Here is a 24,712-nt window from a genome sequence, read left to right as displayed (position 1 = left end):
TTTAGCAAATTAAAAATAGAATCTTGCTGTTAACTCCGTTTTCGTATTCATTAACACATCGGTTTCTTCTTTTGGAATATCTCGGGAAAGTTGAAAATCAAAACCGAGATTTTGTTTAATACCAACACTGAATTTTTCGAATAAGAAATAATCCGCGCCAAATATTAAACCAACTTTTACACTGTTTTTGGGATCCGGTTCTACAGCATAATAACCAGCATCCTGGTTTATACCGTATAATGCTTGTAAGCCAAGATATGGTGAAACCTTATCGACATTAAAATGATACGAACCAGCTAAACCAAATCTTAAGTTGTAACCATCTACTTTTGTTTCGCCTAACGGTGCATCTTCACCTAAGAATTTAAGATCAGCTCCAACGATAAAATCCATTGAGAAATTATCTGAAGCATAGTACTTGAACATTAAATTTGGTGATGAAGATATGTTATCTAATCCAACACCAAATTTTCCTGCTCTGCTCGATTGAGCGAATAGACTTGTGCCTGTAAGTAAAAGCACAACTGTTAATAATAATGATTTTGTTTTCATTGTATCACTCCTTTGATTATTTATTATATTTATTTAATTACTCAGACAGCCCCGTCGTGAACTGTCTGATTGTTGAATATTTATTCATCGTTGTCTTCATCAGTTAAAAACCTAATGAGTAGAATTGATACATCTGGTTTCCCAATTATATCGTGATCAACCAGAGGGTCAAGTGTTATGAAAGTATCAGGTAAAAGTTTAATCGTATCTGTTTGGTTTTCAGTTTTTATCAACATATCACCTTCGCCTGCAATACATTGAATTGTTATCGGTTCAGGTACGCTGTGCCACCTTAGATTTCTCCCGTTGCGCAATGTAAGCTGAACAATCTTTCTTCTCTCGCCTTCAAATAACATTTTTATTTCTTTGTCTTTACCAGAATTAATTTCATTTTTAATATCAAGCACCTTATAATGATCTTTTGTTTGTGCATTTGTATCATTAAGAAATAGTGCTGATGCAAAGAAAAAGCTAATCACAATGAATGAGATTGTTTTTAATAGATTCTGTTGTACTTTTTTCATAATACTGTTTTCCTCAATTTATTATTCTATTTTCTTACTAAATCTGTTAGCGCTCAGAACTAAAATTGATACTCCCATTGCAAAAAGAATTAATGTCTCGAGCCAAAGCGATGAAAAGCCAATTCCTTTCAACACTACTCCACGGATTATTGTAATAAAATATCTTAATGGTATTGCATAAGTTATGTACTGGAAAAACTGAGGCATATTTTCTATCGGGAATGCAAAGCCAGACAGATAAATCATCGGCATCATCAAAGCAAAAACAGAAGCCATCATTGCTTGCTGTTGTGTTTTGGAAACGGTTGAAATAAATAATCCGATTCCAAGATTTGATAAGATGAAAAGAAATGCCGCAAAAAGCAGATAAAGAACATTTCCTCTAACAGAAATTCCAAACCACTGAGTCATTATAATCATTACAATTACAAGGATCACAAATCCGATCATTGTAAATGGAATTAACTTACCAAGTAGCAGTTGATATTTTTTAATCGGAGTTACAATTAACTGTTCCATAGTTCCAATTTCTCTTTCTCTTACTATTGCCATCGACATCAAGGATATGGTAGAAATCATTAAAACTAATCCTAAGATTCCCGGAACCATAAATATCCTTGATTTCATTTCCGGATTATACCACACTCTTACTTCTGGCGTAAGAGAACCGCTGAGTGATATTTTCATTCCCAATTTGTCTTTAGTATCTACTATAAGATTCTGAGAAAATTTTGTTGTAACACCTTGTATGTAACCAAGTGCCATTGAAGCTTTGCTTGCATCCGACCCTTCAAATAAAGTTTGAACCGGTGTTGTTTCGCGGCGATTTATTTTTTTCTCAAAATCTTTTGGAATCACAATAGCGACGAGCGTTTTTCCGTTCTCCAGCAAATCAGTTATTTCCTCATAACTTTTTACATAGTAATCAATCTGGAAATATCCTGTCTCTACCAGCCTTTCTATATAATTACGACTTGTTTCGGTTTTATCCAGATCATAAATGGTTGTGTGAACAATATCAACATCCATATTTGCAGCATAACCAAGAAATATTAGCTGCAGAATAGGAGCCATAAAAATTATTACAAGCATCTTTTTATCTCTCTTTACTTGCAATAGTTCTTTGATAATAAAATGATAGATTGTTTTCATATTAGTCTTTTCCTTTCGATCTTTGATCAACAATGACTGCAAGTGTAATAAAGATGGTTCCGAAAATTCCAAGGTAGAATAGCTGCTCCCAGAAAGCTGAAATTCCTGCACCCCTTAAAAGAATTGCTCTTAAAATCACAACATAAAATTTTGCCGGCGTAACATTTGTTAACACTTGAATTGCTGTAGGCATCGTTTCAATAGGGAAAATAAATCCAGAAAGAATAAATGAAGGAAGCAATGAAGTAACATTTGCTGCCTGGAATGCTACTTGCTGTGAATCTGCAACTGTTGATATAAAAATTCCTAATCCTAATGCTGCAAATAAAAATGTGAGTGTTCCGAATAGCAGCAAGAACAAATTACCTTTAATTACAATTCCAAATAAGAAGTAACCTGCAACAAGAACTATTACTGCATTAATTAAAGAAATAAAAATGTATGGAATCGTCTTACCAAGAATAAACTCAAAAGATGAAAGTGGAGAAACATTTATTTGTTCTATTGTTCCTCTTTCTTTTTCTCGTACAATTGAAAGTGAAATTGAGATTACTGCAGTAACAATCAAAATCATTCCCATTAAACCGGGAATAAGGAATTTTGTTGATTGCAGTTCCGGATTAAACCAAAAGCGCGGCTGTAAATCTATTGGTACATATAAATTCTTACCTGTAACAGCCAGATATTCTTTTGTTAACTTAATTGAGTAGCTGTAAGTAGCTGCATTAACATAATTTTGAATTGCACTGGCTGTTGTTCCGTCAACTCCATCAATAAGATATTGTACTTTTACATCTTGCTTTGATAATAATTTGCGAGATAAATCATTTGGAAAAACAACAACTGCCTGAACAATTTTTTCATCCAACAATCTTTTAATTTCATTTTCATCCTGAACATAAGTTACAAGGTCAAAATATTCAGAGCTGATGAGTCCATTAACATATTCTCTTGTGTAATCAGATTTATCAAGATCATAAACAGCAATCTTAATATGCTTAACATCAAAATTGATTGCATATCCAAAAATTATCAGAAGGACAATCGGGAAGAAAAAAATGATAAACAACATTCTGGTATCTCTTCTTAACTGCTTGATTTCTTTTTTAGCAATTGCAAATATTCTGTTTAACATTTTATTTGTTTCCCTTTTCAATTAGATGAATAAATACATCTTCAAGCGTTGGAACGATCCTATCAACACGCTTTACAGCTATACCATTTTGTTCCTGCAGCAAGTGAATAATATTTTGTTCTGTTATTGTATTGTCATTTAAGATTACGTGAATGTAATTTCCAAAGATTGATGTTTCGCCGACCCATTTTTCTTTTTCTAAAAATTCCAGACTTTCAACTGTACGTTCAGTTTCAATTTCCAGAATAGGATTTTTTATATAATTTGTTTTAAGTTGCTTTGAGTTGCCCTGAGCAACGATTTTACCTGCATTAATAAGAATAATATCATTACAAAATTCAGCTTCATCCAGATAATGAGTTGTTACTAAAACGGTTGTACCAGCGGCAGATAAATCATTAATTAAATCCCAAAAATTTCTTCGTGATATTGGATCAACACCGCTTGTAGGTTCATCAAGAAAAACAATTTTGGGTTCGTGGATTACAGCAGTGCCAAGTGCCAATCTTTGTTTTATTCCTCCGGGTAGAGAAGCAGTAAGAACATTTTCCATATTTTCAAGATTAGCGACTTTCAAAACCCATTCTTTTCTTTCCTGATATTTCTTACCATCAAGACCATAAACCCCTGCATAGAATCGGATGTTTTCTGCAACTGTTAAATCATTATAGAGTGAAAACTTTTGTGACATATAACCAATATTTTTTTTCACCAATTCCGGTTCCTTCATAATGCTATAACCACCAACCAGAGCATCGCCGGAAGTTGGTTCTAATACACCAATCAACATTCTTATTGTTGTAGATTTACCGGCTCCGTTGGCGCCAAGGAAACCGAAAATATCTCCTTGCTTTACTGTGAAGTTCACATTATCAACTGCAGTAAAGCTGCCGAATTTTTTAGTTAGATTATTTACTTCTATGGCTTTCATCAGTAAATCCTTCTCCCAAGTGATTTCTCAAGTCTTACCTTTGCTAATTGATAATCAACTTCTGCAGTTTTCAAATTAGTTTCTGCTTGAAGTTTTAAAGTCTCGGCATCAATTAAATCAGTGCTTGTTGCTAATTGCAGATTGTACTTTTCGGCAGTTATTCGATAATTCTCTGATGCCTGTTCTAAAGCAATTTTATTTACTTTAACTTTTTCTTCAGTCTTTAATAAGTTCAAATAATTTGAATGGACTTCCATCTGAATATTTTCTTTAAGCTGATCATAATTTGTTTCAAGTTGAATTTTTGTTTGTTCAGCTTGTGAAACCTGAGATGAAGTTAGACCCCAGTTCCAAACATCCCAGCTAAGTGTAACGCCAACATCCCAGTTATAATTAAACTCATCCTTTGCCGGTAGAAATCTTGGGTTGGGATTACTGTAATAATAATTGCCGCTTAAATAAATTGATGGCAGCCAGTTTGACTTTGCAGCGCTAATTCCTTCCTCACTGCTTTGTACACGATAAGCTAAGGATTTTAATTCTTGTCTGTTGTTTAATGCTTCATTTAAAATTTCAGATAAATCATAATTAACATTTTCTAATGATGTTTCTGCACCCGATACTTTTATTTGTGAATCAAGTTCAATTCCGAGTGCTTTATTTAATGCAATTCGTGCTATCTTTAAATTGTTCTCCGCTTCGATAAGCATTAATTTTGTGTTTGAATATTTGACTTCAAGTTTCAACAGATCATTATTAGGCACTAATCCCTGTTCATAAAAATTACGCGTATCTTTTAGGTGACTTTCAATCTGCTTTAATGTATGCTCAATCACATCTCTTATTTCACTTGCTTTATAATAATTCCAGTATGCGCTGTAAATATTAAATGCAGCTTCATTCGCATCTTTTGAATAATCACTTTCAGATGCTTGCAGATTATACTTTGCCGCACTTCTTGAAGATAGAAGTTTAAAGCCGGTGAAAAGAGGTTGAGTGAAACCAAATTTAAAAGTGTAATTGTTGTAAAGCGGCTCTGATATTCTAATTGTACTCGGGAAAAGAGGAGATGAAAACTCAAAAGCCGGAATGTTATCACTCAAGCGTGTATAATTACCAAATAACTTAAACTGCGGCAGAAACTGGCTATTTATTTCAGAGAGTTTTGCCTCAGAAAAATTTATTCTTGATTGTGAAATTTTTAAGTCTTTGCTGTTCTGCAATCCAATTTCCAGACATTCTTTCAGTGTCAGAATTCTTTCTTGCGCAAATAATGAACTTGCAAAGAGAATTAAGATTAATATTTTTTTCATTTCAATTTCCTTTTTATTTTTCTAAAACTTTATGATACTTCAACTTCTTTCGGTTTACTCATAAAATGAATGAACACATTTTCCAGTGACGGCGTAATTAATCTTTTATCAATTTCTGTGATATTGTTTTCGTCGAATAATTTTTTGATTACAGCATAATCGTTGTCGTAATTTGGAACAGCAACATTTAGTCTATCGCCGTACATCTGCACTTCAAACTCTGTTGATGATTTGATAGCGTTATAAGCTTCTCTAATCGGGCTGCAAACAATTTCAATCACTTGCATATTCATTGAATCCTTTACATTCTTTGGTGTGTCGCAGCTTATAATTTTTCCTTTATCCATCAAGGCAACACGGTTACATCTTTCAGCTTCGTCGAGATAGGGCGTTGTCATAAAAATTGTAATTCCATCTTTCAAAAGATTTGATAGAATTTTCCAGAAATCCCTTCTTGATACCGGATCTACGCCGGTGGTTGGTTCATCAAGGAAAATAATCTTGGGTTTATGAATAAGTGTGCAAGCAAGAGCTAATTTTTGTTTCATTCCTCCCGAAAGTTTGTCGGCAAGACGATCTCTGAAAGGAGTTAATCTTGTAAATTCAAGTAATTCATTTCGTCTTTCTTTATAATTTTTAACACCGTGTATGTCAGCAAAGAATTCAATATTCTCATCAATCGACAGATCACCATAAAGTGAAAATCTCTGCGATAAATATCCAATCTCATCTTTGATGAGATTTTTTTGTGTTAATAAATCATATCCTAAAACTTCAGCATTCCCGGAATCTGGATTAAGCAAACCAACCAGCATTCTCATAGTAGAAGTTTTGCCGGCTCCATCGGGACCGACCAATCCAAACATTTCGCCTCGATTAACTTCATAGCTTACACCATCAACTGCTATAACTGAACCGTAGCTTTTTTTCAAACCGTTTATTTTTATAATAGCATCCATTTTATTAACTCATATCTGATTTATAAATAAACTTTAGCATCTGCTGGCATACCAGGTTTTAAGTCAAAATTTTTATTATCAACAGAAATCTTTACAGCAAAAACAAGCTTAGTTCTTTCATCCTTCGTCTGAACATTTTTTGGTGTGAATTCTGCTTCCGGTGAAATGTAGGTTACTTTACCTACATATTTTCTATCCGGATAAGTATCAATTGTAACTTCAGCTTTTTCTCCGAGTTTTATTTTTCCCAGTTCGACTTCAGACACATAGATGACTAAATCAACGGTCGTCAAGTTCGATACTTTGAAAAGCGAAGACATTGGAGTAACAGTTTCTCCCGGCTCAACAAATCTTTTTACGATAAAACCGCTCAATGGAGAAGTTACATAACTATCGCGTATATTCTTTTTAAGAAGGTCAACCGAAGCTTTGGCTTTTCTAAGATTACCTTTTGCCTGTTCAATTTCTTCGGGCCTGAAAATCTTTTTTACTTTTTGATAGTTTTCTTTAGCAGAATTGTATTGTGCTAATGCAACTTCATATCTCGCTGTCATATCTTCAAATTGTTTTTTAGATATTGATTTAGTTTCCCAGAGCTGTTTGTATCTTTCAAAATCTGCTTTGGCGGTGTTAAAATTGATTTCGCTTTGTTTCAGCATTTCTTCTGCTTGTTTAATGTCTTCACTTCTTGCACCTTTAAGCATCAAATCGAGTTGAGCCTGTGCAATCTGCTCTGCAGCTAATGCTTGTTCTAATTGGTAATCGAGTGCTTCTCTGTCTATGATAAGAACTGTATCGCCAGCATTAACCCGACTGCCTTCATCAAATAAAATTGATTTTACCTCACCGGCTGTTCTTGAACTTACGATAATGTTAGTTGATTCGATTGTGCCTGTAGCTTCGATGAAAGTATCATTATTTTTACTATTGCAACCCGCAATAAGTAATACTGATACAAAGATGATTGTTATTTTAATTGCTTCCATTTTTTATCCTTTTATTAATTAATAATTGTCTTCCTTTTTTTGTTAGAATACCATTTAATAGTATTTCAAAAGCAGTTTCATATATTTTTTGATATTCAATCTGTTCGTAATTTTTTTTCAGCCGAGTAATTTCCCCAAGTGATGTAGTAAATACTTTTATAATGATTTCATCACCAATATCATTAACTAATTTTTTCTTCCTTCCAACTCTCAGTAAAAGTTTTATTAGTGGAATAACCCGTTCATTTCTAAAAGTGATCAGTTCATTTGCTAATTCTGGATGATAATGCTTCAGCTGTAGCATTGATACATTATTGAACAAAACAAGATGCTCTTGAATCATTTTTGATAGTTCAACAAATTTTTCTACAATATTTGATTGCGCTTGAATATTTGTCACAATAACACTATAAGCATAGTCGAGCTTTCCTAAGTAGAACTTTCTAACTAACTCTTCTTTTGTAGGGAAACTTTTATAGATAGTTTTCTTGCTGATGTGCAGCTCATTTGCAAGCTCATCCATAGAAAACTTTTCAAATCCATTTCTGCTAAGCTTCTCATCAAGTAGATTTATAAGCTTCTCCTCGATTTTGCTTCTGGTAAGCTGATTTTTAGTATTTCTCATTAAATTATGTTTGTTATCGTACGCTAACATAATAATCAAAAAAAATATAAAGTTATGTTTTCTTAAAAATTAATTCATCTAAAGATTTAATAGCATTTTTACCTCTTTGTGACAAAAAAGAGGCAAAATTATTCAACCGCCATTCTAAAACAATCATTCTTATCATCCCTAAAATTATCGTCAATAAATCCTGGGTATCAATATCAACTATTTCATTTTTTGATTTACCTTCTTCAATTATAGTGGCTAACAGATTTCTTCTTTTTTGAATAATAAATAAAAGACGATTCCGCAGTACTTCACTTTTATCGAACATATCCTCAGCAAATAAAATTGATGTCATTTCGCGGTTTTTTTCTAGGAAATCGAAATGAAATTGAACAAAGTGCTTAATTTTATTTTGAGCAGTTTTTTTTGTCAATATTTCTTTTCCAAGCAAATGATCAAAATCCAGCATTCTGTTTAATATGCCAAGTATAATATCCTCTTTGTTGAGAAAATGACGGTAAATTGCTGGTTCGCTAATTTTTACTTTCTTTGCGAGTTCCCTGATTGAGAAAGATTGATACCCTTCAGCGTGAATGATTTTGATTGCTTCATCAATAATCATTTCTTGTCTTTGCTCTGTACTTAAACGCGGCATTTTTTTACTTCCATAAATTAGTTATCGTACACTAACAAACATAATAAGTTTTCATATTCTTGTCAAGAGAATTTTTATTTATTTTTTCTTTAATTAATAGTAGTGTTTTTAATCACAAAGAGTTGATAATATTTTTTAAAACAATTGCATTATTGTGCTTTTCATCTTTTGCTGAATAAAGAAGCGTTACAATACCGTTTTCTTTTTCCAGTGCTTTAATTTGTTTCATAATTTCTTTTTTCCCTTCAAGTTCCCTTTTATACTTTTCCCTGAATGAATTCCATTTTGCAGGATCGTGAGAAAACCATTTTCTCAACTCATCGCTTGGGGCAATTTCTTTTAACCACATATTAATTTTAGCTTCATCCTTTGATATACCTCTTGGCCAAAGTCTATCAACCAGAATTCTATAGCCATCTTCTTTTTCGGGTTTTTCATAAACTCTTTTTACTTTGATTGTCATTGTGAGGCTCTTGTTTGTATGAATTAATTTAGTTATTCAACATCGTTACTATATACCCATAGTAATCATTCTAAGTTTGATTATCAATATGTGGATTTCGATCATTTGGAATCGTTATTGGTATCTCTCCGAGATATTGATATAGCTCGGGATATTTTTTCCTGTAATAATGAAGTAATTTTAATTATCTTGGCAGTTAGTTCTATTGTAGTTTTTCATCTGAATTACTTTCTCTTAATTAACAAATCTCTTTAACTATATTACTTTTATCAACATTTAATTTGTCGAGTATTTTTTCCACCAATTCAATCATTGGAGCGGGACCACATATGTAAAAATACTGATTAAAATTTTCTACTACAGATTTAAGGAATTCTTCTGTAATAAATCCATTATAATATTTTTGGGATTCTTGATGGGATAGAATATTTATGAAGTTTTTACCAAGCATTGCTTCGAATTCATCCTTTAGAATTATGTCTGCTTCTGTTTTGTTTGCAAATATCAGCTTATTATTTCCAATTTTATTTTTGGAATTAAGCTCTCTCAAAATTGCAATAAATGGTGTTACGCCTGCACCACCGGCAATAAAAACACCTTCACCTTTATAGTTAATCGTGCCCCAGGGTTCACCAATAATTAGTTCATCTGCAACATTTTGTTTACCGATTTCCTTTGTTACTCCATTATGACCATCATATATTTTTATAATAAATTCAAAATAATCCCATTCATTCAGCGAAGTAAAAGTAAACGACCTCTTTTGATCAACATAGCCTGGTTTGTTAATTGCAACATCAGTAGCTTGCCCCGGTGTGAATTTATAATCGGCAGGTTTCTCAATTTTTAATGCTTTCACATCGTGAGTAACATTTTTTATATCAAGAATTTTGACTTTGTATTCTTTCATTTTCCCTCCTTTAAATCTTATTTCAATTTGCTGAACTCTGATAGATTGAAATTCCAAAGATGAACAGGCAAACAACTTTAATTATTTCAAGCACTACATAAACAAAATGAATATTCGATTCCGGTACATTTTGCCCTGTGATATACAATTCTGCTCTTGCGTCTAAAATGGGGAGAAGCCAGAAAGTTTGTAAGATGAGAATCAACAAGGGGATATAATACGCGAGGTTGCTCAGCGATAACAAATTCGATTTTGCAAAAATTAAATTAAGGATTATAACAAAAGCCAGTACCCATTCAACTTTATTCAATGCATTGAATACAAGCCTTCCAATTCCAAGCCCTAATGGCAATGTAATTCCATGTGCTCTGAATTTTAGCCAGGCTTCCATAAAACTTATTGCACCTACAAATCCAATCCAGATGAAAGTGGCTGCTAAAGCATATGGATATTTTACTCGATAAATCATAATTATAATTCCTTTCGGATTGATTCGAGATATCTCTTGCAATTATTTTTAATTGACGAGTAAAGTTATTTTAAATTCTTATATTAGTCTATCCTATGAGTTTCTTTCTCATTATAAATGGTTTAATATGTAATCCAGTTTCTGCTCTCTTTCCGCAATAAAATAATATGTTTTTCTCTAATTGCTGTTTTTAATAATCTTCCAAGGAAGCCAACAAATGTAATTTTCTTTAATATTGGAAGTGCTAACCATCCAATTGCGAGATGTTTGCCGAGACTAACAACTTCACCCAAAACCTTTGGCCAATATGATTTTTTAAGTTTACCAAATATTTCCGCATAAACATTTTCAGCTGCCAATCTACCCTGTTGAAGAGCAAATTGTGCTGCAGCCGGCACAGGTTTGCCTGTTACTGGATTTATGGCATTGGCACTATCACCTATGGCATAAATATATTTGTTTCCTTCAGCCTGTAAATATTCGTTAACAATTACTCTACCTGCGGGACCGGTCTTTAAACCGCCTCGCTTTAATAAATCCGATACTCTTATTCCGCCCGTCCAGAAAAATTTATTTGTTTGAATTACTTTCCCATCTTCGAGATACACTTCATTTTCTGTTCGTTTAATTATTTTAGAATTTAGTAAAATCTTTATGTCTTTTTCGATTAATCTCTCTTTTATTTTTTCGGAAAATTCTTCATCCATAAAAGGCACTAATCGATTTGCAGCTTCGATAAGTATAACCTCTAAATATTTTTTGTTGATATTAAAATCTGAAAGGCACTTCGAAGTATGTTCTGCCAGCTCGGCAGCCAATTCGACACCCGATAATCCACCGCCTCCAATAACGAAACGAAGATTTTCTTTCCGTTTCTTCTCATCTTTTTCAGAAGCAGATAGTGCACACATTTTGGAAATATGCTCATAAATGTTATTGGCGTCATATAAAGTTTGCAGCGGGAAAGAATGTTCTTTCATTCCGGGTATATTGTAATAATTTACTTTGCTGCCAATTGCAATAATTAAAAAATGAAATTGGAGCGTGCGATTGTCAATCGAAACGATTTTATTTTCGACATCAATACTATTTACTTCGCCTAAATGAAAATGTATTTTGCGGTTTTTCAAAATCTTATAAAGAGGAATTGAAACTTCGGCTTTGCGAACAGCTGCTTCGTGCAACTGAGTTTTAATAGTGTGATATGGATTTTTGTCAATAAGATGAACACTGAAGAAAGGATGTTTTTTTAATAACCGTTCAAGACGAAGAGCAGCAGTTATTCCGCCATAACCTGCACCGATTACGACGATATTTTTTATTAAGGAACTGTCTTCAGAACTTTCAGGGGTAATTTTATCAATTGATCTTTTTGTTTCAAAATACTTAGGAATAAGTTCATTGAATGTTTTGCGGAAGAACTGTCTTGCAATTATATGATCATTGCCTTTGTATTGAATCAACATAAAATCATCTAAAAATTTCTCAATATTTTCTTTCAGCTTATTGTCCATCACATTTATAAATTTAAATCTGGTAACTAAAAACAGGATTTTAACTCTTCCAGATGTCAGAATCGAAATTATGAGTTGCTCTAATTGCATCCATCGGGCAAATCAGAACGCATTTAAATTCCTCAAAGCCTTCACATCTATTGCATAAATCTGTTACAATAAAAAAATGTTCATTCGAAATTGGTTTATAGAATTTTTCTTTTACTTCATAACTTATTCCGGGTTCATAAATAGCTTCTGTTGGGCACTCGACAGCACAAGCGCTGCAGTTTATACAATCGTCAGTAATTATCATTGACATCAAAACTTCTCTCCTTTGGCTTCACGGTATTGACTACCAACAGCTCTAATTCTTCCCCATATTGAATAGAAAAATAAAATCATCGCCAGTACCTGAAAAATCGAGAATATGACAATTGCAACATTAACCCACTGTATATAATAATAAGCTCCAACAACTTGAAAAATAAATCTTAATAAAGTTGATAATGTCATCATCCAGTAAGTAATCCAGATCAAGGTAGGATTATATTTTTTATCATTTTTTTCTGGACGGGGGAAAAACCAGAGAGCAACACCCATAATCATCATCATTACAGAACCAACGAGAATAATATGAGTGTGAGCAGAGATTAATTCCTGAGAATAAATTGCGATAGGAAAATACTTTACTAAAGAGATATAAATTCCCGTTATAATTCCAATGACAAGAAAAATTATACTTGTTTTAATAAAATACCTTACTGTTGTAAACATAAGTTCTCCTTTATATATCCAGTTCTTCTCTTGCTTCGTTTGACATTCTATCCGGTGTCCATGCAGGTTCCCAAATAAGATCTACATTAACTTTTTTAGAAGGGGCATAATTCGAAATTATATTTTTTACCCCGTCAATCATGCTATTATGCATTGGACAACCTGGTGTTGTTAGTGTCATTTTGACTATAATATCATGTTCAGTAATATTTATATCATATATCAAGCCGAGGTCTACAATGTTAATTCCAATTTCCGGATCAATTACATGCTTTAATAAATTTAGTATTTTTTCTTTTTCTTCCATTATTATTAACTCCTGAATATTTTTATCATATTCGTAGCAAAAATCAAAGAGCTTATAAACATTAATGTAAAAGAAAACAACAAAAGAAAATTTAGTTGAAAGGTAAGAGAAACTACTGTACAAATTAGACTGATTATCATCAGAAAGTATTGTATTAATGCGTATTTTTCACTGAACATATCTTTCAGGAGTGGAACTTTTTCAACGCCTACTTTGCTACTATATTTATGATACCAGACTAAAAAGGGGACTATCTTATACATTTGACCGACTATTAACATTGATATGTAACCTAAAATAATAAGATAGCCGTATATTAATGTAAAATTGACAACGCTCTCATAATTTATAAAGTTCATAATAAACCCTAATATGATTGTGAGCCCTAAGATGGTATATGCAAATATGGAATATTTAATTCCAATATCAAATTTCTTCCTTATTCTGTTCTTTAGAATATCTTGTACCTGAAGCAGAAATAAAAATAAACCGAGGGAAATAAATGACACCAAAATATAATTAACCATTGTTGTTTTACTATAATGAATGACAGTTGATATGCCTAATAAGCCTGCGTTAATAAGAATAAGTGCATATTTTGCTAACTTTAACTTATAATTATGCGAAAGTGTGAACATTGGTATTAATTTCAAAGTAACCCCAATGACAACCATAGTGACCCAACCGATAGAAGCAACGTGTGCATGTAGATTTAAGTACTGAAGGTGATTAATTTTTATATAAGGATGATCTAAATTAATTGCTAATAACAATCCAGCTATTGCAGTAACAAAAAGATAAAATAGAGCCCACGTTAGATAAGTGCCAGTTAAATTCCATTTTTGTACGGTTCTCATTGTAGCGATTAAATTATAAATGAAAATAAAGATGGAGAGATTAATTAATAAAGCCGGAACAGTAAAACTAATAAATGAATTAAAATACCAGAATTTATAAGCCAGTCCCATTATTCCGATAAGATAAATCCAGAATTGTATCTCGGATAATTTTGGACTGAATAGTTTTACTTCTAAAATTACTGGCACCAGCTGGAACATTGCACCAAAAATTATCATGGTAATCCAGCCCAGCGTTGCAATATGAGTGAGCGAAAGTATTTTGGGCTGGAAATGGTAACCAGAGATATCTTTATAATTTAACATGAACAAAATATTAAGTAAAATAAAAGCGATTATTCCGGAAATAAAATACTTTGCAACTATTTTAAATGGTGGAGAATATGAAGATGCCATATTGCTTGTAATATTCATATTAACTTCTTTTCTTCGTTATAATTACATTATAGTAGTTTTCTTCAATTTTATTTGAAATTGCTTCATATCCTCTTTCCTCAAGTTTCGGATATAGCATCATAGGTTCGCGATGGTGATGAACGATTAAAACTGTATCATTATCAATTTGTGACAAAGTCTCGAGTATTTTCATCATAGGTTCGGGTGGTGTTAGTTCTCTTACATCTATCTCAACTACGTTTTTATAATCAATTTTTTGTAAGGATAATTTTTGCTCAGGAGGACTATTTGAAGTATCCGCAAATTTTTCTTTATAAAAATATACTTTGAATAGTTCATTTTCTTTGATTGTCCAGTGCTTAAAACCTTTCTTCTTCAGAACAGAATAGAGCGGGATTGGTTCAAAAGAATTTATAAGCAGAAGTATTTCTCCTTCACTGAGTTCTTTAATCTTAGCCATTATATCATTAAAGGGATCTTTACCTGAATCAATTATTGGGCGAACATCGAGAGTCTTGATATGCATTGAATCAAGTTTTTTAATGAAATCGGGTTGACTATTTGGTTTTTCCTTTAATTGAAGTTCCTCTGTTTGCAAATCAATTGGTTCAAATGATTTATTGATCGATTTATTTAACTCAAATAAAAGAGTTGTTAAATCAACATTCGCGATTTTAGCCGCCTGTTCAATTGTAACTCTACTTGCAAGTGCCTTTCTCAAGAACTTATTTTCCAATTTTTTAAAATGCGGACTCATGTTCAGAAACACAGCAAGTGTTTGAGGATATTTTGAAAGTATTTCCGATATTTTCATCTCTTTGGTTATCATCAAGTCGATACTCATTACTGAGATAAGAGAATAATTATTTTTTAAATATGTTAACCCGCCAAACTGTAGGATACTTTTCAATAGGTTCCCAATTAAACTGGTTTGGTCTTTCAGCATTAAACTGGTAGAATAATGGAATTGGGTCGTGGTCGTTTATTAATTGAAACCCTTCGCCACTTTTAAGTGAATCAAAAGTTGCAAATATAGTTGGATGTTTTTCTCTCGGTGGAATAGGTCGAATATCTAATTCTTTTATTTTCATTTTTTACTCCTTCAATGTTTTTGAATCCTTGTAAGTAAAGAATAAAAATTATAATGAATGATAAGTTTGACTTAAGTCAGTTTTTTTTAGATGATAGCTTATTTGTAAGAAGCAATTAGCGGATAATTTATCTTGCAAGTTCTTTCAATCTTTTTAAGTCAGTAACAATAATAATTTTACCCTTAACTTTTATTATTCCTTCAGCCTGGAGCTTCCGGAAGGTTCTTGATAGAGTTTCTGTAATTGTGCCAAGATACAAAGCTATCGTAGTTTTAGGAACGGAGAGTTTAACAAATGGTTCTGGATAATTTTCTGTACCTGAAGTTTTCAACTCCTTTAGTAAAAATTTTGCCAGTCGGTTAGGTACTTCTTTTAAGGTTACATCTTCGAGTTGATTAACTAACGATTTTAACCTTTTAGCATAACCAGCGAGCATTTTTAAAGCCAGTTGAGGTTCGCTTCTGATTATTTCGAGAAATTTATCTTTGGGGATTAAAATGGCGATACTTTCTTCAAGTGCTTCGGCACTAACTGGATAATTACCACCTTCAAATAATGGTATATCTGCAAATACATTCAAGGGTTTTACTATGTGTATGACTGTCTCTTTGCCATCAGATGCAATTTTAAATACTTTTACTACTCCTTTTAATAATATATAAAAACCATTGTAGTGGTCGCCTTCATTGAAAAGAATTTGGTGCTTTGAAAATTTATATAATTTGCTTATGGAAGAAATATTTCTGAGCTGTTCTATGCTCAATTCAGCAAATAATGGAATTCCCCTTAATGTATTCTTTTTTTCGATCTCTTTCTTTTCCATTGTAAATAACGATTTCTAAATATTAATAATCGGGTGTATCATATTATGAATTTGTAATGAAATTTAATAGTCGACCTGATAAGACATTATTTAATTTAACAAATCTAATCAGAATACTTTGAAAAAATATTCAATTACTCGATAGAAGAAGACACATAGCCAGATGGTTCACAATTAATTTTGAATATCAATAAATCTTCTAGCAGATAATTACCAGTGTTTATCTTGGAAGAAGCGTGCGGCACAGAATCTCAAATCAAAATTTGTGTATTAATTGTAATATTAGGACTGCAAATTTTATGCTCTCATTGCTAGTCTAATATTCTTTAACATAAATTTTTGCAGATATTTGTTAATTTATAATCATATATTAAATTATGTTAAAAAATTAGAATATTTTAACGCTGTATTCAAAAAGGAGAAGTTATGGCTACCTACCCAATCAAACGTTTAAGACGATTAAGATACAATCCTATTGTGAGGGATTTAGTACGCGAGACCAAAATAAGTAAAGAAGATTTGATTTATCCTTTGTTTGTAGTGCCTGGCGAAAAGGTTAAAAAAGAAATTGGTTCAATGCCAGGTGTGTATCAAATGTCAATCGATATACTTGTTGAAGAATGCAAAGAACTGGAACAACTGGGCGTGCCTGCTGTAATTTTATTTGGTATTCCCGAGCACAAAGATGAAAAAGGATCGGAGGCTTACAATCCCAACGGTATAATTCAACGAGCAGTTAGAGCAATTAAAAAAGAAGTTAAAAATCTTCTTGTCATTACAGATGTATGTTTGTGTGAATATACTTCACACGGCCACTGTGGATTGCTTAACGGAGAAAAAATTCTCAATGATGAAACTGTTGAGGTACTTGCTAAAGAGGCTCTTACTCACGTTCAAGCTGGTGCCGACATGGTTGCGCCTTCGGATATGATGGATGGAAGAGTGGCCGCTATTAGAAAAATACTCGACGATAACGGATTCGTGGAAATTCCAATAATGAGTTACGCCGTAAAATATGCTTCGGGATTCTATGGGCCTTTTAGAGATGCTGCCGAATCAGCTCCAGCTTTTGGCGATAGAAGGTCGCATCAAATGGATGTGGCAAATGCTCTCGAAGCTTTAAGAGAAGCCGAAACCGATATCGAAGAAGGTGCCGATATTATTATGGTAAAACCTGCTGGAGCGTATCTCGATATCATCTGGCGTGTAAAAGAAAAATTTGGTATGCCTACGGCAGCTTACCAGGTCAGCGGCGAATATTCAATGATAAAGGCAGCATCTAAAAACGGATGGCTCGACGAAGAAAGAGTTATGCTCGAATCGTTGATTGCTATAAAACGTGCAGGCGCCGATATGATACTCACTTATTTTGCAAAAGACGTCGCACGTCTATTAAAATGATTTTGTTTCCGTTTAGAACTATTATGAGTTGCTGACACTTAATTAGCAATTTCTCTTTGAGTCCAGACTTAAAAGACCTTTAAGTTTTTTAAGTCAATTTGCTTCGCTCACTTCGTTTGCTCGCAATGAAGTGTGTAATACATTCGTTTACAAAGACATGAAATTGTTTTGTAAGTAGTGACATTCTAACGCAATTTATCATTGCGAGTCCCTGCCGAAGGCGGGGCGAAGCAATCTCCTACCGGTTTTTACAAGAGTTTGCTTTGCTCAATCAGTTAGCTCGCAGAGGCAAGGTACAAAGTTTCATCGCGAGGAGATTTGCTTCGTGTTTTATTATTGGGAATCAATCATTCTTTGTAACCAATTCGTTATTTAATAAATAAAGCATTTATGCAATATACGCTGAACAAAAAAACTCCCTAACTTTGAAACGATAGTTTCCACGACTAAAAAATATAACCGAGACACTCATCAATAATTTTTCATCCTTACCATCAATCATTACAATTTACTATTTTTACATTTTCTTTTTTAGATATTGACAATGTCGAAAAGTAAATTGGAATACCCGATCATACCACCGGAAGATGGAAGTACTAAAAGAATCCTGCCGGCAATTAGAAAAAATTTCCGACTGAAAAATACATTTGCTGCTCTTGGATACAGGAATTATAGAATCTGGTTCTGGGGGCAAATGATTTCATTGTTTGGTTCATGGATGCAATCTACCGCGCTTGCATTTTTTGTTTACGAGCTGACAAAGTCGCCTGCATTTCTTGGATATGTCGGTTTCGCAGGAGGAATTCCTGCGTGGATCTTAACATTTTATGCCGGCGTAATTGCCGACAGGTTCGATAGGAGAAAAATCCTTATTTATACTCAACTGGGTATGATGGTTTTGTCGTTGATCCTTTCTCTTCTGACAATTACTGGAATTATAGAAAGCTGGCACATTTTACTAATAGCTGCAGGAATGGGAATGATGAACACGTTTGACGCTCCTGCACGTCATGCCTTTGTTAACGATATGGTACCACGAGAAGATATGGTTAATGCAATTGCTCTGAATTCAACTATGTTTAACACGGCTACTTCAATTGGTCCTGCACTGGGAGGAATTATTTATGCGTTGCTTGGACCTGCGGCATGCTTTATTATTAATACAATATCATTTATGGCCGTACTGATTGGCCTTTTAAGAATGAATATTGTGTCGATTAAGAAAACAATCAGAACTAATTCTGTACTCAAAGATATTAAAGAGGGTTTTAAATATTTGTTTACTCAGAAAACAATTATGGCATTTGTTTTAATAGTTTCTGCTGTAAGTTTATTTGGAATTTCACTTGTAACTATTTTCCCTGCCTGGGCAGTAAAGATTCTAAACGGAGATGCTACTACAAACGGCTTTATGCAGTCGGCACGTGGCGTTGGAGCAGTTATCTTTTCTCTTATAATTGCAACTATTAATAAATATGTTGTCAGAGGAAGATTGCTTTCGTATGCGATCCTGGCAGTTCCTCTTGTAATAATTTTGTTTTCATTCAATCGGTCTTTATTACTTACAATTCTTTTACTTGTCCTTTTAGGTGGACTTATGATTGTTATTTACAATTTGTGCAATGGCCTCATTCAAACGCTCGTCGACGAAAAGTTCAGGGGACGCATTATGAGTCTTTATACTTTTTCGTTTCTTGCATTTGCTCCTCTTGGTTCGCTTTTAATTGGAAGCGAAGCTGAACTGGTGGGAATACCATCTGCGGTGTTATTAAACGGTATAATTCTTTTATTGATTTATTTATTAATTATTTATCGTTTCCCGCGATTGAAAAGTGTTAAATAATTCTTTTATGAATCTCAAATTTCAATCTCGTCAGGATCATCATCTTTATTGATGATTTTCCATTCGTTTTCTACGGGGTCGAAATCTGCAATTCTATCGAGAGGCACTTTGAAATATTTGCCATAAGCTGTGACAGCTACATCTCCATTTTGTAGATAAATTTCACCGGTGCCCTCAAAAATTCTGTTATTCTCATTTGTAATTCGACCTACTACTTTTAATTCTTCATTTAGCGGAATTGGTTTTTTGAATTTAACATTCAATTCAATTGTAACGCCCCAAACTTCGGTGTCGTATTTATTCAAAATTGCTCTACCAATGGTCTCGTCTAAAATAGCAGTGGCAACGCCGCCATGAAGTCTTCCCGGATAACTCTGGTGTTCTTCGCATGGCTTAAACAAGGCAATTAATTCCCCGCTCTCTGTAATATAAAAATGAGCTTTAAGTCCAAGGTCATTTTTCATCCCGCATACGAAGCATAATTTTGAATTTTTCTGTTTACCTACGATTTTATGTTTCATTTTTACACCGAAAAGATTTAATTCAAATATAAAGATAATAATTTTTGTGAACCGTATTTTCTTCAAAATTATGCATTAGTGTGCAAATTATTTGTAATAGCATTAATAATTAGTTATTTTTGCCGTAATTTTTAAGGAAGTTAAGGAGACAAAATAGCGGTATGGAATTTAAAAGACGTACTAAAACATGCGGAGAATTAAGAGAATCGAATATTGGAGAAAGAGTCGTACTAAATGGCTGGGTTGCAACACGGCGCGATTTGGGAGGCGTTATTTTTATTGAACTCCGCGACCGCTACGGAATAACTCAGGTGGTCTTCGAACCTGGGTATAATGCCGAAGCTCATGAAACAGCTAAAAAATTAAGAAGCGAATATGTGATTTCTATCGAAGGAATGGTAAGAAAACGACCCGAGGGAACTGAAAATCCTGCGCTCGAAACGGGAATGATCGACGTCATGGTTGACAAAATTACAATTCTGAATACTTCTGATACTCCTCCTTTCCAGATTGAGGACAATATTGACGTCAGCGAAGATATCAGATTGAAATACCGATACTTAGACTTACGCAGACCAGCGATGCAAAAAAGTCTCCTTCTTCGTCATAAGATGTATCAGATAACCAGAAGATATTTCGATTCGAATAATTTTGTTGAAATCGAAACACCATTTCTAATGAAATCGACACCCGAGGGTGCGCGCGATTTTCTTGTGCCCAGCCGTCTCCATAAAGGGAAGTTTTATGCTCTACCGCAATCGCCCCAAACTTATAAGCAAATTTTGATGGTCGCGGGTTTTGACCGCTATTTTCAAATTGTTCGATGTTTCCGTGATGAGGATTTGAGAGCCGACAGACAATATGAGTTTACACAAATCGACGTCGAAATGTCATTTGTCGACGTGGAAGATGTACTCCAAATGGCCGAAGGATTGATGAAAGAATTTTTCAAAGAGATTTGGGGAATTGAATTAAAAGTTCCAGTTCAAAGATTGACATTCGACGAAGCAATGGAGAAGTACGGCAGCGACAAGCCCGATTTGCGGTTCGGACTTGAAATGGTAACATTAAATGGAGTGTTCAAAAATTCCGAGTTTCGAGTATTCAAGGAATCGATCGAGAAAAACGGAATTATTACTGGATTGAAAGCCGAAGGGTGCGGTGAATATACAAGAAATCAACTCGACACATTGACCGATTATGCCAAAAAATTAGGCGCCGGCGGGTTAATCTGGATGCGCGTTAGAGAGAATCAACTCGAAGCTCCAATTGCTAAATTCTTAAGCGAGGAAGAAAAATTAAATTTGATAAAAACAATGGACGCCCGACCGGGAGACCTCCTTTTGCTTTTGACCGGTCCTCGCTTAAAGACACTTTCTATCATGGGTACTCTCCGACTCGAAATGGCAAAAAGAATGAATCTGCTCGAAAACAACGATAAACATGTGTTGTTATGGGTTACTGATTTCCCATTATTTGAATGGGACGACGAAACCAAGCGCTATTATGCTATGCATCATCCTTTTACATCTCCAAGAATCGAAGATATACCGTTGATGGATACCGATCCTTCCAGAGTTAAAGCACGCGCATACGACCTTGTGCTCGACGGTAACGAAATTGCAGGTGGTAGTATTCGTATTCACAATTCCGATTTACAGGCAAAGATGTTCAAAGTGCTCGGCATTAGTGAAGAAGAAGCAAAAGAAAAATTTGGCTTTTTAATGAATGCTTTCAAATACGGGGCGCCACCACATGGTGGTATTGCTTTCGGTTTCGATCGACTCGTTATGCTCTTTGCAGGAAAATCGTCTATTCGAGATGTGATTGCTTTTCCCAAAACTTCCAGTGGAATTTCACTTATGGACGACGCACCTTCTTATGTAGACGACGCTCAATTGACCGAGCTTCATATTCGTATTAGGAAGTGAACGTAGTAAGCACTGAAGAAGTCCTGTCCCTGCGAGTGAACGTATAACACTCATCTTTGCGAGGAACGAGCCGAAGACGAATGACGAAGCAAGCTCAAACAAATGCTTTCTTAGATTACTTCGTCATCCCCCCGCCATAGGAGGGGGGATTCCTCGTAATGACACTTACTGAATTGTCTTTGCGAGCAAACAAAGTGAGCGAAGCAAACTCCAAAGAATCCTAAAAATTTACTTTATCTAAAAAGCTGTCATTTCGATACATTTCATTACTCAACGATTGCGGATTTCATCGCTCGTCAAGTAGCACAAAGTGTGTACCGAGACGAGCATTAGCGGTCGTTTCGACAAGCTCAACGACCGGGAGGTAATCGCTTGTCGAGTAGCACGAAGTATGTATCGAAACGAGCCTGGGGCGGTTACTTCGACAGGCTCAGCAACCGCGGATTTCTATGCTCGTCGAGTAGAACGAAGTTCGTATCGAGACGAGCGCTGACGGTTGCTTCGATACGCTTCGCTACTCAGCAACCGCGGATTTCTATGCTCGTCGAGTAGAACAAAGTTCGTATCGAGACGAGCTTAGGGCGGTTGCTTCGATACGCTTCGCTACTCAGCAACCGCGGATTTCTATGCTCGTCGAGTAGAACGAAGTTCGTATCGAGACGAGCGCTGACGGTTGCTTCGATACGCTTTGCTACTCAGCAACCGCTACGTGAAATAGATGGCTTATTTTAAAACTACAAGAGATTGCTTCGTCCCACCTTCGGCTGGACTCTTAATAACTGGCTTATTATTGTCTTTGGAATGACTCACACATGTCTTTGCGAGCGAGTGAAACGAGCGAAGCAAACTCTTGTAAAAACCGGCAGAAGATTGCTTCACCCTCCCGTGCCTTAGATGGGTGAGGGTTTGCAATGACAGTTGTAGGATTGTCTTCGTGATTTAGTACAACGAGCATAATAACCTTCCTACACAGATGTCCCACACCTTTGCGAAAGAATAAGCCAAAGGCAAATGACGAAGCAGCCTCAAACAAATGCTTTCTTAGATTACTTTGTCATCCCCACGCCATAGACGGGGGGATTCCTCGTAATGACACTTACTGAATTGTCTTTGCGAGCAAACAAAGTGAGCGAAGCAAACTCCAAAGAATCCTAAAAGTTTACTTTATCTAAAAAGCTGTCATTTCGATACATTTCATTACGACCGCGGATTTCATCGCTCGTCAAGTAGCACAAAGTGTGTATCGAAACGAGCATTAGCGGTCGTTTCGACAAGCTCAACGACCGGGAGGTAATCGCTCGTCGAGTAGAACGAAGTTCGTATCGAGACGAGCGCTGACGGTTGCTTCGATACGCTTTGCTACTCAGCAACCGCTACGTGAGATAGATGGCTTATTTAAAACTAAAGAGATTGCTTAGTCCCACCTTCGGCTGGACTTTTAATAACTGGCTTATTATTGTCTTTGGAATGACTCACACATGTCTTTGCGAGCGAACGAAGTGAGCGAATCAAACTCTAAATTCAAACTACAATTTGAATCTTGTTAAAAAATAACAAAATTCTACATGTAATTTTTACAGCACAAAATCATAAATCTTCTCAAACGCAAAAAAAACTTTGCTTTATTTGCGCCCTTTCTTATATTCCATAGAGCATTATCGGAAATTATTACCGATTTGGCTTTGGTGCGGTATTTGCTAAACAATAATTAAACGCTACCGATAATAACTAAAAAATATCGGGAAAGTTGAGTGGGACAACAACAATTACTTTTAATTGTACTTGGAATCATTATAGTGGGTATAGCAATTTTTATGGGTCTAAATCTTTTTAGAGCTAATGCAATTGAAGCCAAAAGAAACAACGTTACGAATGAACTGGTAAATCTTGCATCGATGGCTCAGCAATATTACCTTAAACCCAGAGCACTTGGAGGCGGTGCAGGTTCATTTGTTGGCTGGACGATACCTCCTTCTCTTAGAGTAACTGCAAATGGAAACTACAGAATTGAAACTGTTGGACAGGATAGTGTTGTGATTATTGGTACGGGAAATGAGGTGGTTACAGCTAATGACTCCATAAAAGTGAGAATTTCAATAGGCGCTACTTCATTCAGAACAATTATTATTAATTAATATGTTCAATAAATTTTTCTGAAGTATTATCCTTAATCAACATTCAACATAACAATAACAAAACAAAAGGAGTAAGTTATGGGTCAACAACAATTATTACTTATTGTACTCGGTGTTATTATTGTCGGTATAGCCGTAGTTGTAGGTATTAATGTATTTACCGCAAGCAGCACGCAGGCAAACAGAGATGCAGTTATTGCAGATTTGACTAATCTAGCTTCGCTTGCTCAGCAATACTATCGTAAACCCACTGCCTTGGGAGGTGGGGGTAATACTTTTACCGGCTGGACGGTTCCCGCTCAACTTGATACTACAGGTAATGGCGTCTATACAGCAACAGTATCAGCACAATCTGTTACTTTAGTTGGAACAGGCAATGAAACCGGTAACAATGGTACTACACCCGTTAAGGTTACTATGGTTGTCGGTCCAAGTGATATTACATCAACAACTATTAACAACTAATTTTTATAAT

The 24,712-nt window shown here is 34.6% G+C and carries 28 protein-coding genes; 6 read left to right on the top strand and 22 right to left on the bottom strand.

Annotation, left to right across the window (positions count from 1 at the left end):
• Nucleotides 1–9: 9 nt before the first annotated feature.
• The 21 genes from ACUN8G_RS13225 to ACUN8G_RS13125 form a co-directional block, all read right to left on the bottom strand.
• A complete protein-coding gene (locus ACUN8G_RS13225; RefSeq protein WP_422881109.1) occupies nucleotides 10–552 on the bottom strand; it encodes a hypothetical protein in 543 nt (180 codons plus the stop codon).
• A gap of 80 nt (nucleotides 553–632) precedes the next feature.
• Nucleotides 633–1,076 (bottom strand): cupin domain-containing protein, encoded by a 444-nt coding sequence (locus tag ACUN8G_RS13220; protein WP_422881110.1) that lies wholly within the window; start codon nucleotides 1,074–1,076, stop codon nucleotides 633–635.
• 21 nt (nucleotides 1,077–1,097) lie between these two features.
• The gene (locus ACUN8G_RS13215) at nucleotides 1,098–2,228 is read right to left on the bottom strand and encodes an ABC transporter permease (protein WP_422881111.1); all 1,131 of its coding nucleotides are present in this window, start codon (nucleotides 2,226–2,228) and stop codon (nucleotides 1,098–1,100) included.
• A gap of 1 nt (nucleotide 2,229) precedes the next feature.
• Nucleotides 2,230–3,363 carry an ABC transporter permease gene (locus ACUN8G_RS13210; RefSeq protein WP_422881112.1) on the bottom strand — a complete coding sequence of 378 codons (1,134 nt, stop codon included), beginning with the start codon at nucleotides 3,361–3,363 and terminating at the stop codon, nucleotides 2,230–2,232.
• 1 nt (nucleotide 3,364) lies between these two features.
• On the bottom strand, nucleotides 3,365–4,294 hold the full coding sequence (locus ACUN8G_RS13205; RefSeq protein WP_422881114.1) for an ABC transporter ATP-binding protein: 930 nt from the start codon (nucleotides 4,292–4,294) through the stop codon (nucleotides 3,365–3,367).
• Entirely contained in the window at nucleotides 4,294–5,607 is a 1,314-nt protein-coding gene (locus ACUN8G_RS13200) for a TolC family protein (protein ID WP_422881116.1), read from the bottom strand. The genes ACUN8G_RS13205 and ACUN8G_RS13200 overlap by 1 nt, the downstream gene beginning before the upstream one ends.
• A gap of 29 nt (nucleotides 5,608–5,636) precedes the next feature.
• Entirely contained in the window at nucleotides 5,637–6,566 is a 930-nt protein-coding gene (locus ACUN8G_RS13195) for an ABC transporter ATP-binding protein (RefSeq protein WP_422881118.1), read from the bottom strand.
• A 20-nt stretch (nucleotides 6,567–6,586) separates the two neighbouring features.
• Nucleotides 6,587–7,552, bottom strand: a complete 966-nt coding sequence (locus tag ACUN8G_RS13190) for an HlyD family secretion protein (protein ID WP_422881119.1) — start codon at nucleotides 7,550–7,552, stop codon at nucleotides 6,587–6,589.
• Nucleotides 7,539–8,177, bottom strand: a complete 639-nt coding sequence (locus ACUN8G_RS13185; protein WP_422881120.1) for a TetR/AcrR family transcriptional regulator — start codon at nucleotides 8,175–8,177, stop codon at nucleotides 7,539–7,541. Before ACUN8G_RS13185 ends, ACUN8G_RS13190 begins: the two co-directional genes overlap by 14 nt.
• A 52-nt stretch (nucleotides 8,178–8,229) precedes the next feature.
• Complete coding sequence (locus tag ACUN8G_RS13180) at nucleotides 8,230–8,820, bottom strand: TetR/AcrR family transcriptional regulator (protein ID WP_437345396.1); 591 nt, start codon at nucleotides 8,818–8,820, stop codon at nucleotides 8,230–8,232.
• A 112-nt stretch (nucleotides 8,821–8,932) separates the two neighbouring features.
• Nucleotides 8,933–9,283, bottom strand: coding sequence for a DUF488 domain-containing protein (locus ACUN8G_RS13175; protein WP_422881124.1), 351 nt, complete (start codon nucleotides 9,281–9,283; stop codon nucleotides 8,933–8,935).
• A 238-nt stretch (nucleotides 9,284–9,521) separates the two neighbouring features.
• Nucleotides 9,522–10,193 carry an FAD-binding oxidoreductase gene (locus ACUN8G_RS13170; protein WP_422881126.1) on the bottom strand — a complete coding sequence of 224 codons (672 nt, stop codon included), beginning with the start codon at nucleotides 10,191–10,193 and terminating at the stop codon, nucleotides 9,522–9,524.
• 22 nt (nucleotides 10,194–10,215) lie between these two features.
• On the bottom strand, nucleotides 10,216–10,662 hold the full coding sequence (locus ACUN8G_RS13165; protein WP_422881127.1) for a hypothetical protein: 447 nt from the start codon (nucleotides 10,660–10,662) through the stop codon (nucleotides 10,216–10,218).
• A 122-nt stretch (nucleotides 10,663–10,784) separates the two neighbouring features.
• Nucleotides 10,785–12,128 carry an NAD(P)/FAD-dependent oxidoreductase gene (locus tag ACUN8G_RS13160; RefSeq protein ID WP_445480951.1) on the bottom strand — a complete coding sequence of 448 codons (1,344 nt, stop codon included), beginning with the start codon at nucleotides 12,126–12,128 and terminating at the stop codon, nucleotides 10,785–10,787.
• An 88-nt stretch (nucleotides 12,129–12,216) separates the two neighbouring features.
• Complete coding sequence (locus ACUN8G_RS13155; protein ID WP_422881129.1) at nucleotides 12,217–12,477, bottom strand: 4Fe-4S binding protein; 261 nt, start codon at nucleotides 12,475–12,477, stop codon at nucleotides 12,217–12,219.
• Complete coding sequence (locus ACUN8G_RS13150) at nucleotides 12,477–12,932, bottom strand: cbb3-type cytochrome c oxidase subunit I (protein ID WP_422881131.1); 456 nt, start codon at nucleotides 12,930–12,932, stop codon at nucleotides 12,477–12,479. The genes ACUN8G_RS13155 and ACUN8G_RS13150 overlap by 1 nt, the downstream gene beginning before the upstream one ends.
• 10 nt (nucleotides 12,933–12,942) lie before the next feature.
• Nucleotides 12,943–13,239, bottom strand: coding sequence for a metal-sulfur cluster assembly factor (locus ACUN8G_RS13145; protein WP_422881133.1), 297 nt, complete (start codon nucleotides 13,237–13,239; stop codon nucleotides 12,943–12,945).
• Nucleotides 13,240–13,244: 5 nt separating this feature from the next.
• The gene (locus tag ACUN8G_RS13140; RefSeq protein ID WP_422881134.1) at nucleotides 13,245–14,510 is read right to left on the bottom strand and encodes a hypothetical protein; all 1,266 of its coding nucleotides are present in this window, start codon (nucleotides 14,508–14,510) and stop codon (nucleotides 13,245–13,247) included.
• Nucleotide 14,511: 1 nt separating this feature from the next.
• On the bottom strand, nucleotides 14,512–15,402 hold the full coding sequence (locus ACUN8G_RS13135) for a DUF2249 domain-containing protein (RefSeq protein WP_445480950.1): 891 nt from the start codon (nucleotides 15,400–15,402) through the stop codon (nucleotides 14,512–14,514).
• Nucleotides 15,356–15,583, bottom strand: a complete 228-nt coding sequence (locus ACUN8G_RS13130) for a DUF2249 domain-containing protein (RefSeq protein WP_422881136.1) — start codon at nucleotides 15,581–15,583, stop codon at nucleotides 15,356–15,358. The genes ACUN8G_RS13135 and ACUN8G_RS13130 overlap by 47 nt, the downstream gene beginning before the upstream one ends.
• A 127-nt stretch (nucleotides 15,584–15,710) precedes the next feature.
• Complete coding sequence (locus ACUN8G_RS13125; RefSeq protein WP_422881138.1) at nucleotides 15,711–16,406, bottom strand: Crp/Fnr family transcriptional regulator; 696 nt, start codon at nucleotides 16,404–16,406, stop codon at nucleotides 15,711–15,713.
• 426 nt (nucleotides 16,407–16,832) lie between these two features.
• Between ACUN8G_RS13125 and hemB the strand changes: the two genes are divergently transcribed.
• Together hemB and ACUN8G_RS13115 are read left to right on the top strand one after the other, a co-directional pair.
• Nucleotides 16,833–17,807 carry a porphobilinogen synthase gene (gene hemB / locus ACUN8G_RS13120; RefSeq protein WP_437345393.1) on the top strand — a complete coding sequence of 325 codons (975 nt, stop codon included), beginning with the start codon at nucleotides 16,833–16,835 and terminating at the stop codon, nucleotides 17,805–17,807.
• Between the two features lie 544 nt (nucleotides 17,808–18,351).
• Nucleotides 18,352–19,650 carry an MFS transporter gene (locus ACUN8G_RS13115; RefSeq protein ID WP_437345392.1) on the top strand — a complete coding sequence of 433 codons (1,299 nt, stop codon included), beginning with the start codon at nucleotides 18,352–18,354 and terminating at the stop codon, nucleotides 19,648–19,650.
• A gap of 14 nt (nucleotides 19,651–19,664) precedes the next feature.
• Here the strand turns inward: ACUN8G_RS13115 and ACUN8G_RS13110 are convergent, their stop codons facing one another.
• Entirely contained in the window at nucleotides 19,665–20,171 is a 507-nt protein-coding gene (locus tag ACUN8G_RS13110; protein WP_437345391.1) for a PaaI family thioesterase, read from the bottom strand.
• A gap of 161 nt (nucleotides 20,172–20,332) precedes the next feature.
• Here ACUN8G_RS13110 and aspS point away from each other — a divergent pair, with 161 nt between their 5' ends.
• The 4 genes from aspS (at nucleotide 20,333) to ACUN8G_RS13090 (ending at nucleotide 24,702) form a co-directional block, all read left to right on the top strand.
• Complete coding sequence (aspS, locus tag ACUN8G_RS13105) at nucleotides 20,333–22,102, top strand: aspartate--tRNA ligase (RefSeq protein ID WP_437345390.1); 1,770 nt, start codon at nucleotides 20,333–20,335, stop codon at nucleotides 22,100–22,102.
• Between the two features lie 372 nt (nucleotides 22,103–22,474).
• Complete coding sequence (locus ACUN8G_RS13100) at nucleotides 22,475–22,654, top strand: hypothetical protein (protein WP_437345389.1); 180 nt, start codon at nucleotides 22,475–22,477, stop codon at nucleotides 22,652–22,654.
• A gap of 1,199 nt (nucleotides 22,655–23,853) precedes the next feature.
• Complete coding sequence (locus ACUN8G_RS13095) at nucleotides 23,854–24,237, top strand: hypothetical protein (protein ID WP_437345388.1); 384 nt, start codon at nucleotides 23,854–23,856, stop codon at nucleotides 24,235–24,237.
• A gap of 78 nt (nucleotides 24,238–24,315) precedes the next feature.
• Nucleotides 24,316–24,702, top strand: coding sequence for a hypothetical protein (locus ACUN8G_RS13090; RefSeq protein WP_437345387.1), 387 nt, complete (start codon nucleotides 24,316–24,318; stop codon nucleotides 24,700–24,702).
• The last annotated feature ends 10 nt before the right edge of the window (nucleotides 24,703–24,712 follow it).

This window comes from Melioribacter sulfuriphilus, from assembly GCF_052656625.1.
The sequence above is the reverse complement of the archived record's forward strand: the minus strand, read 5'-3'. Positions and strand labels throughout refer to the sequence as shown.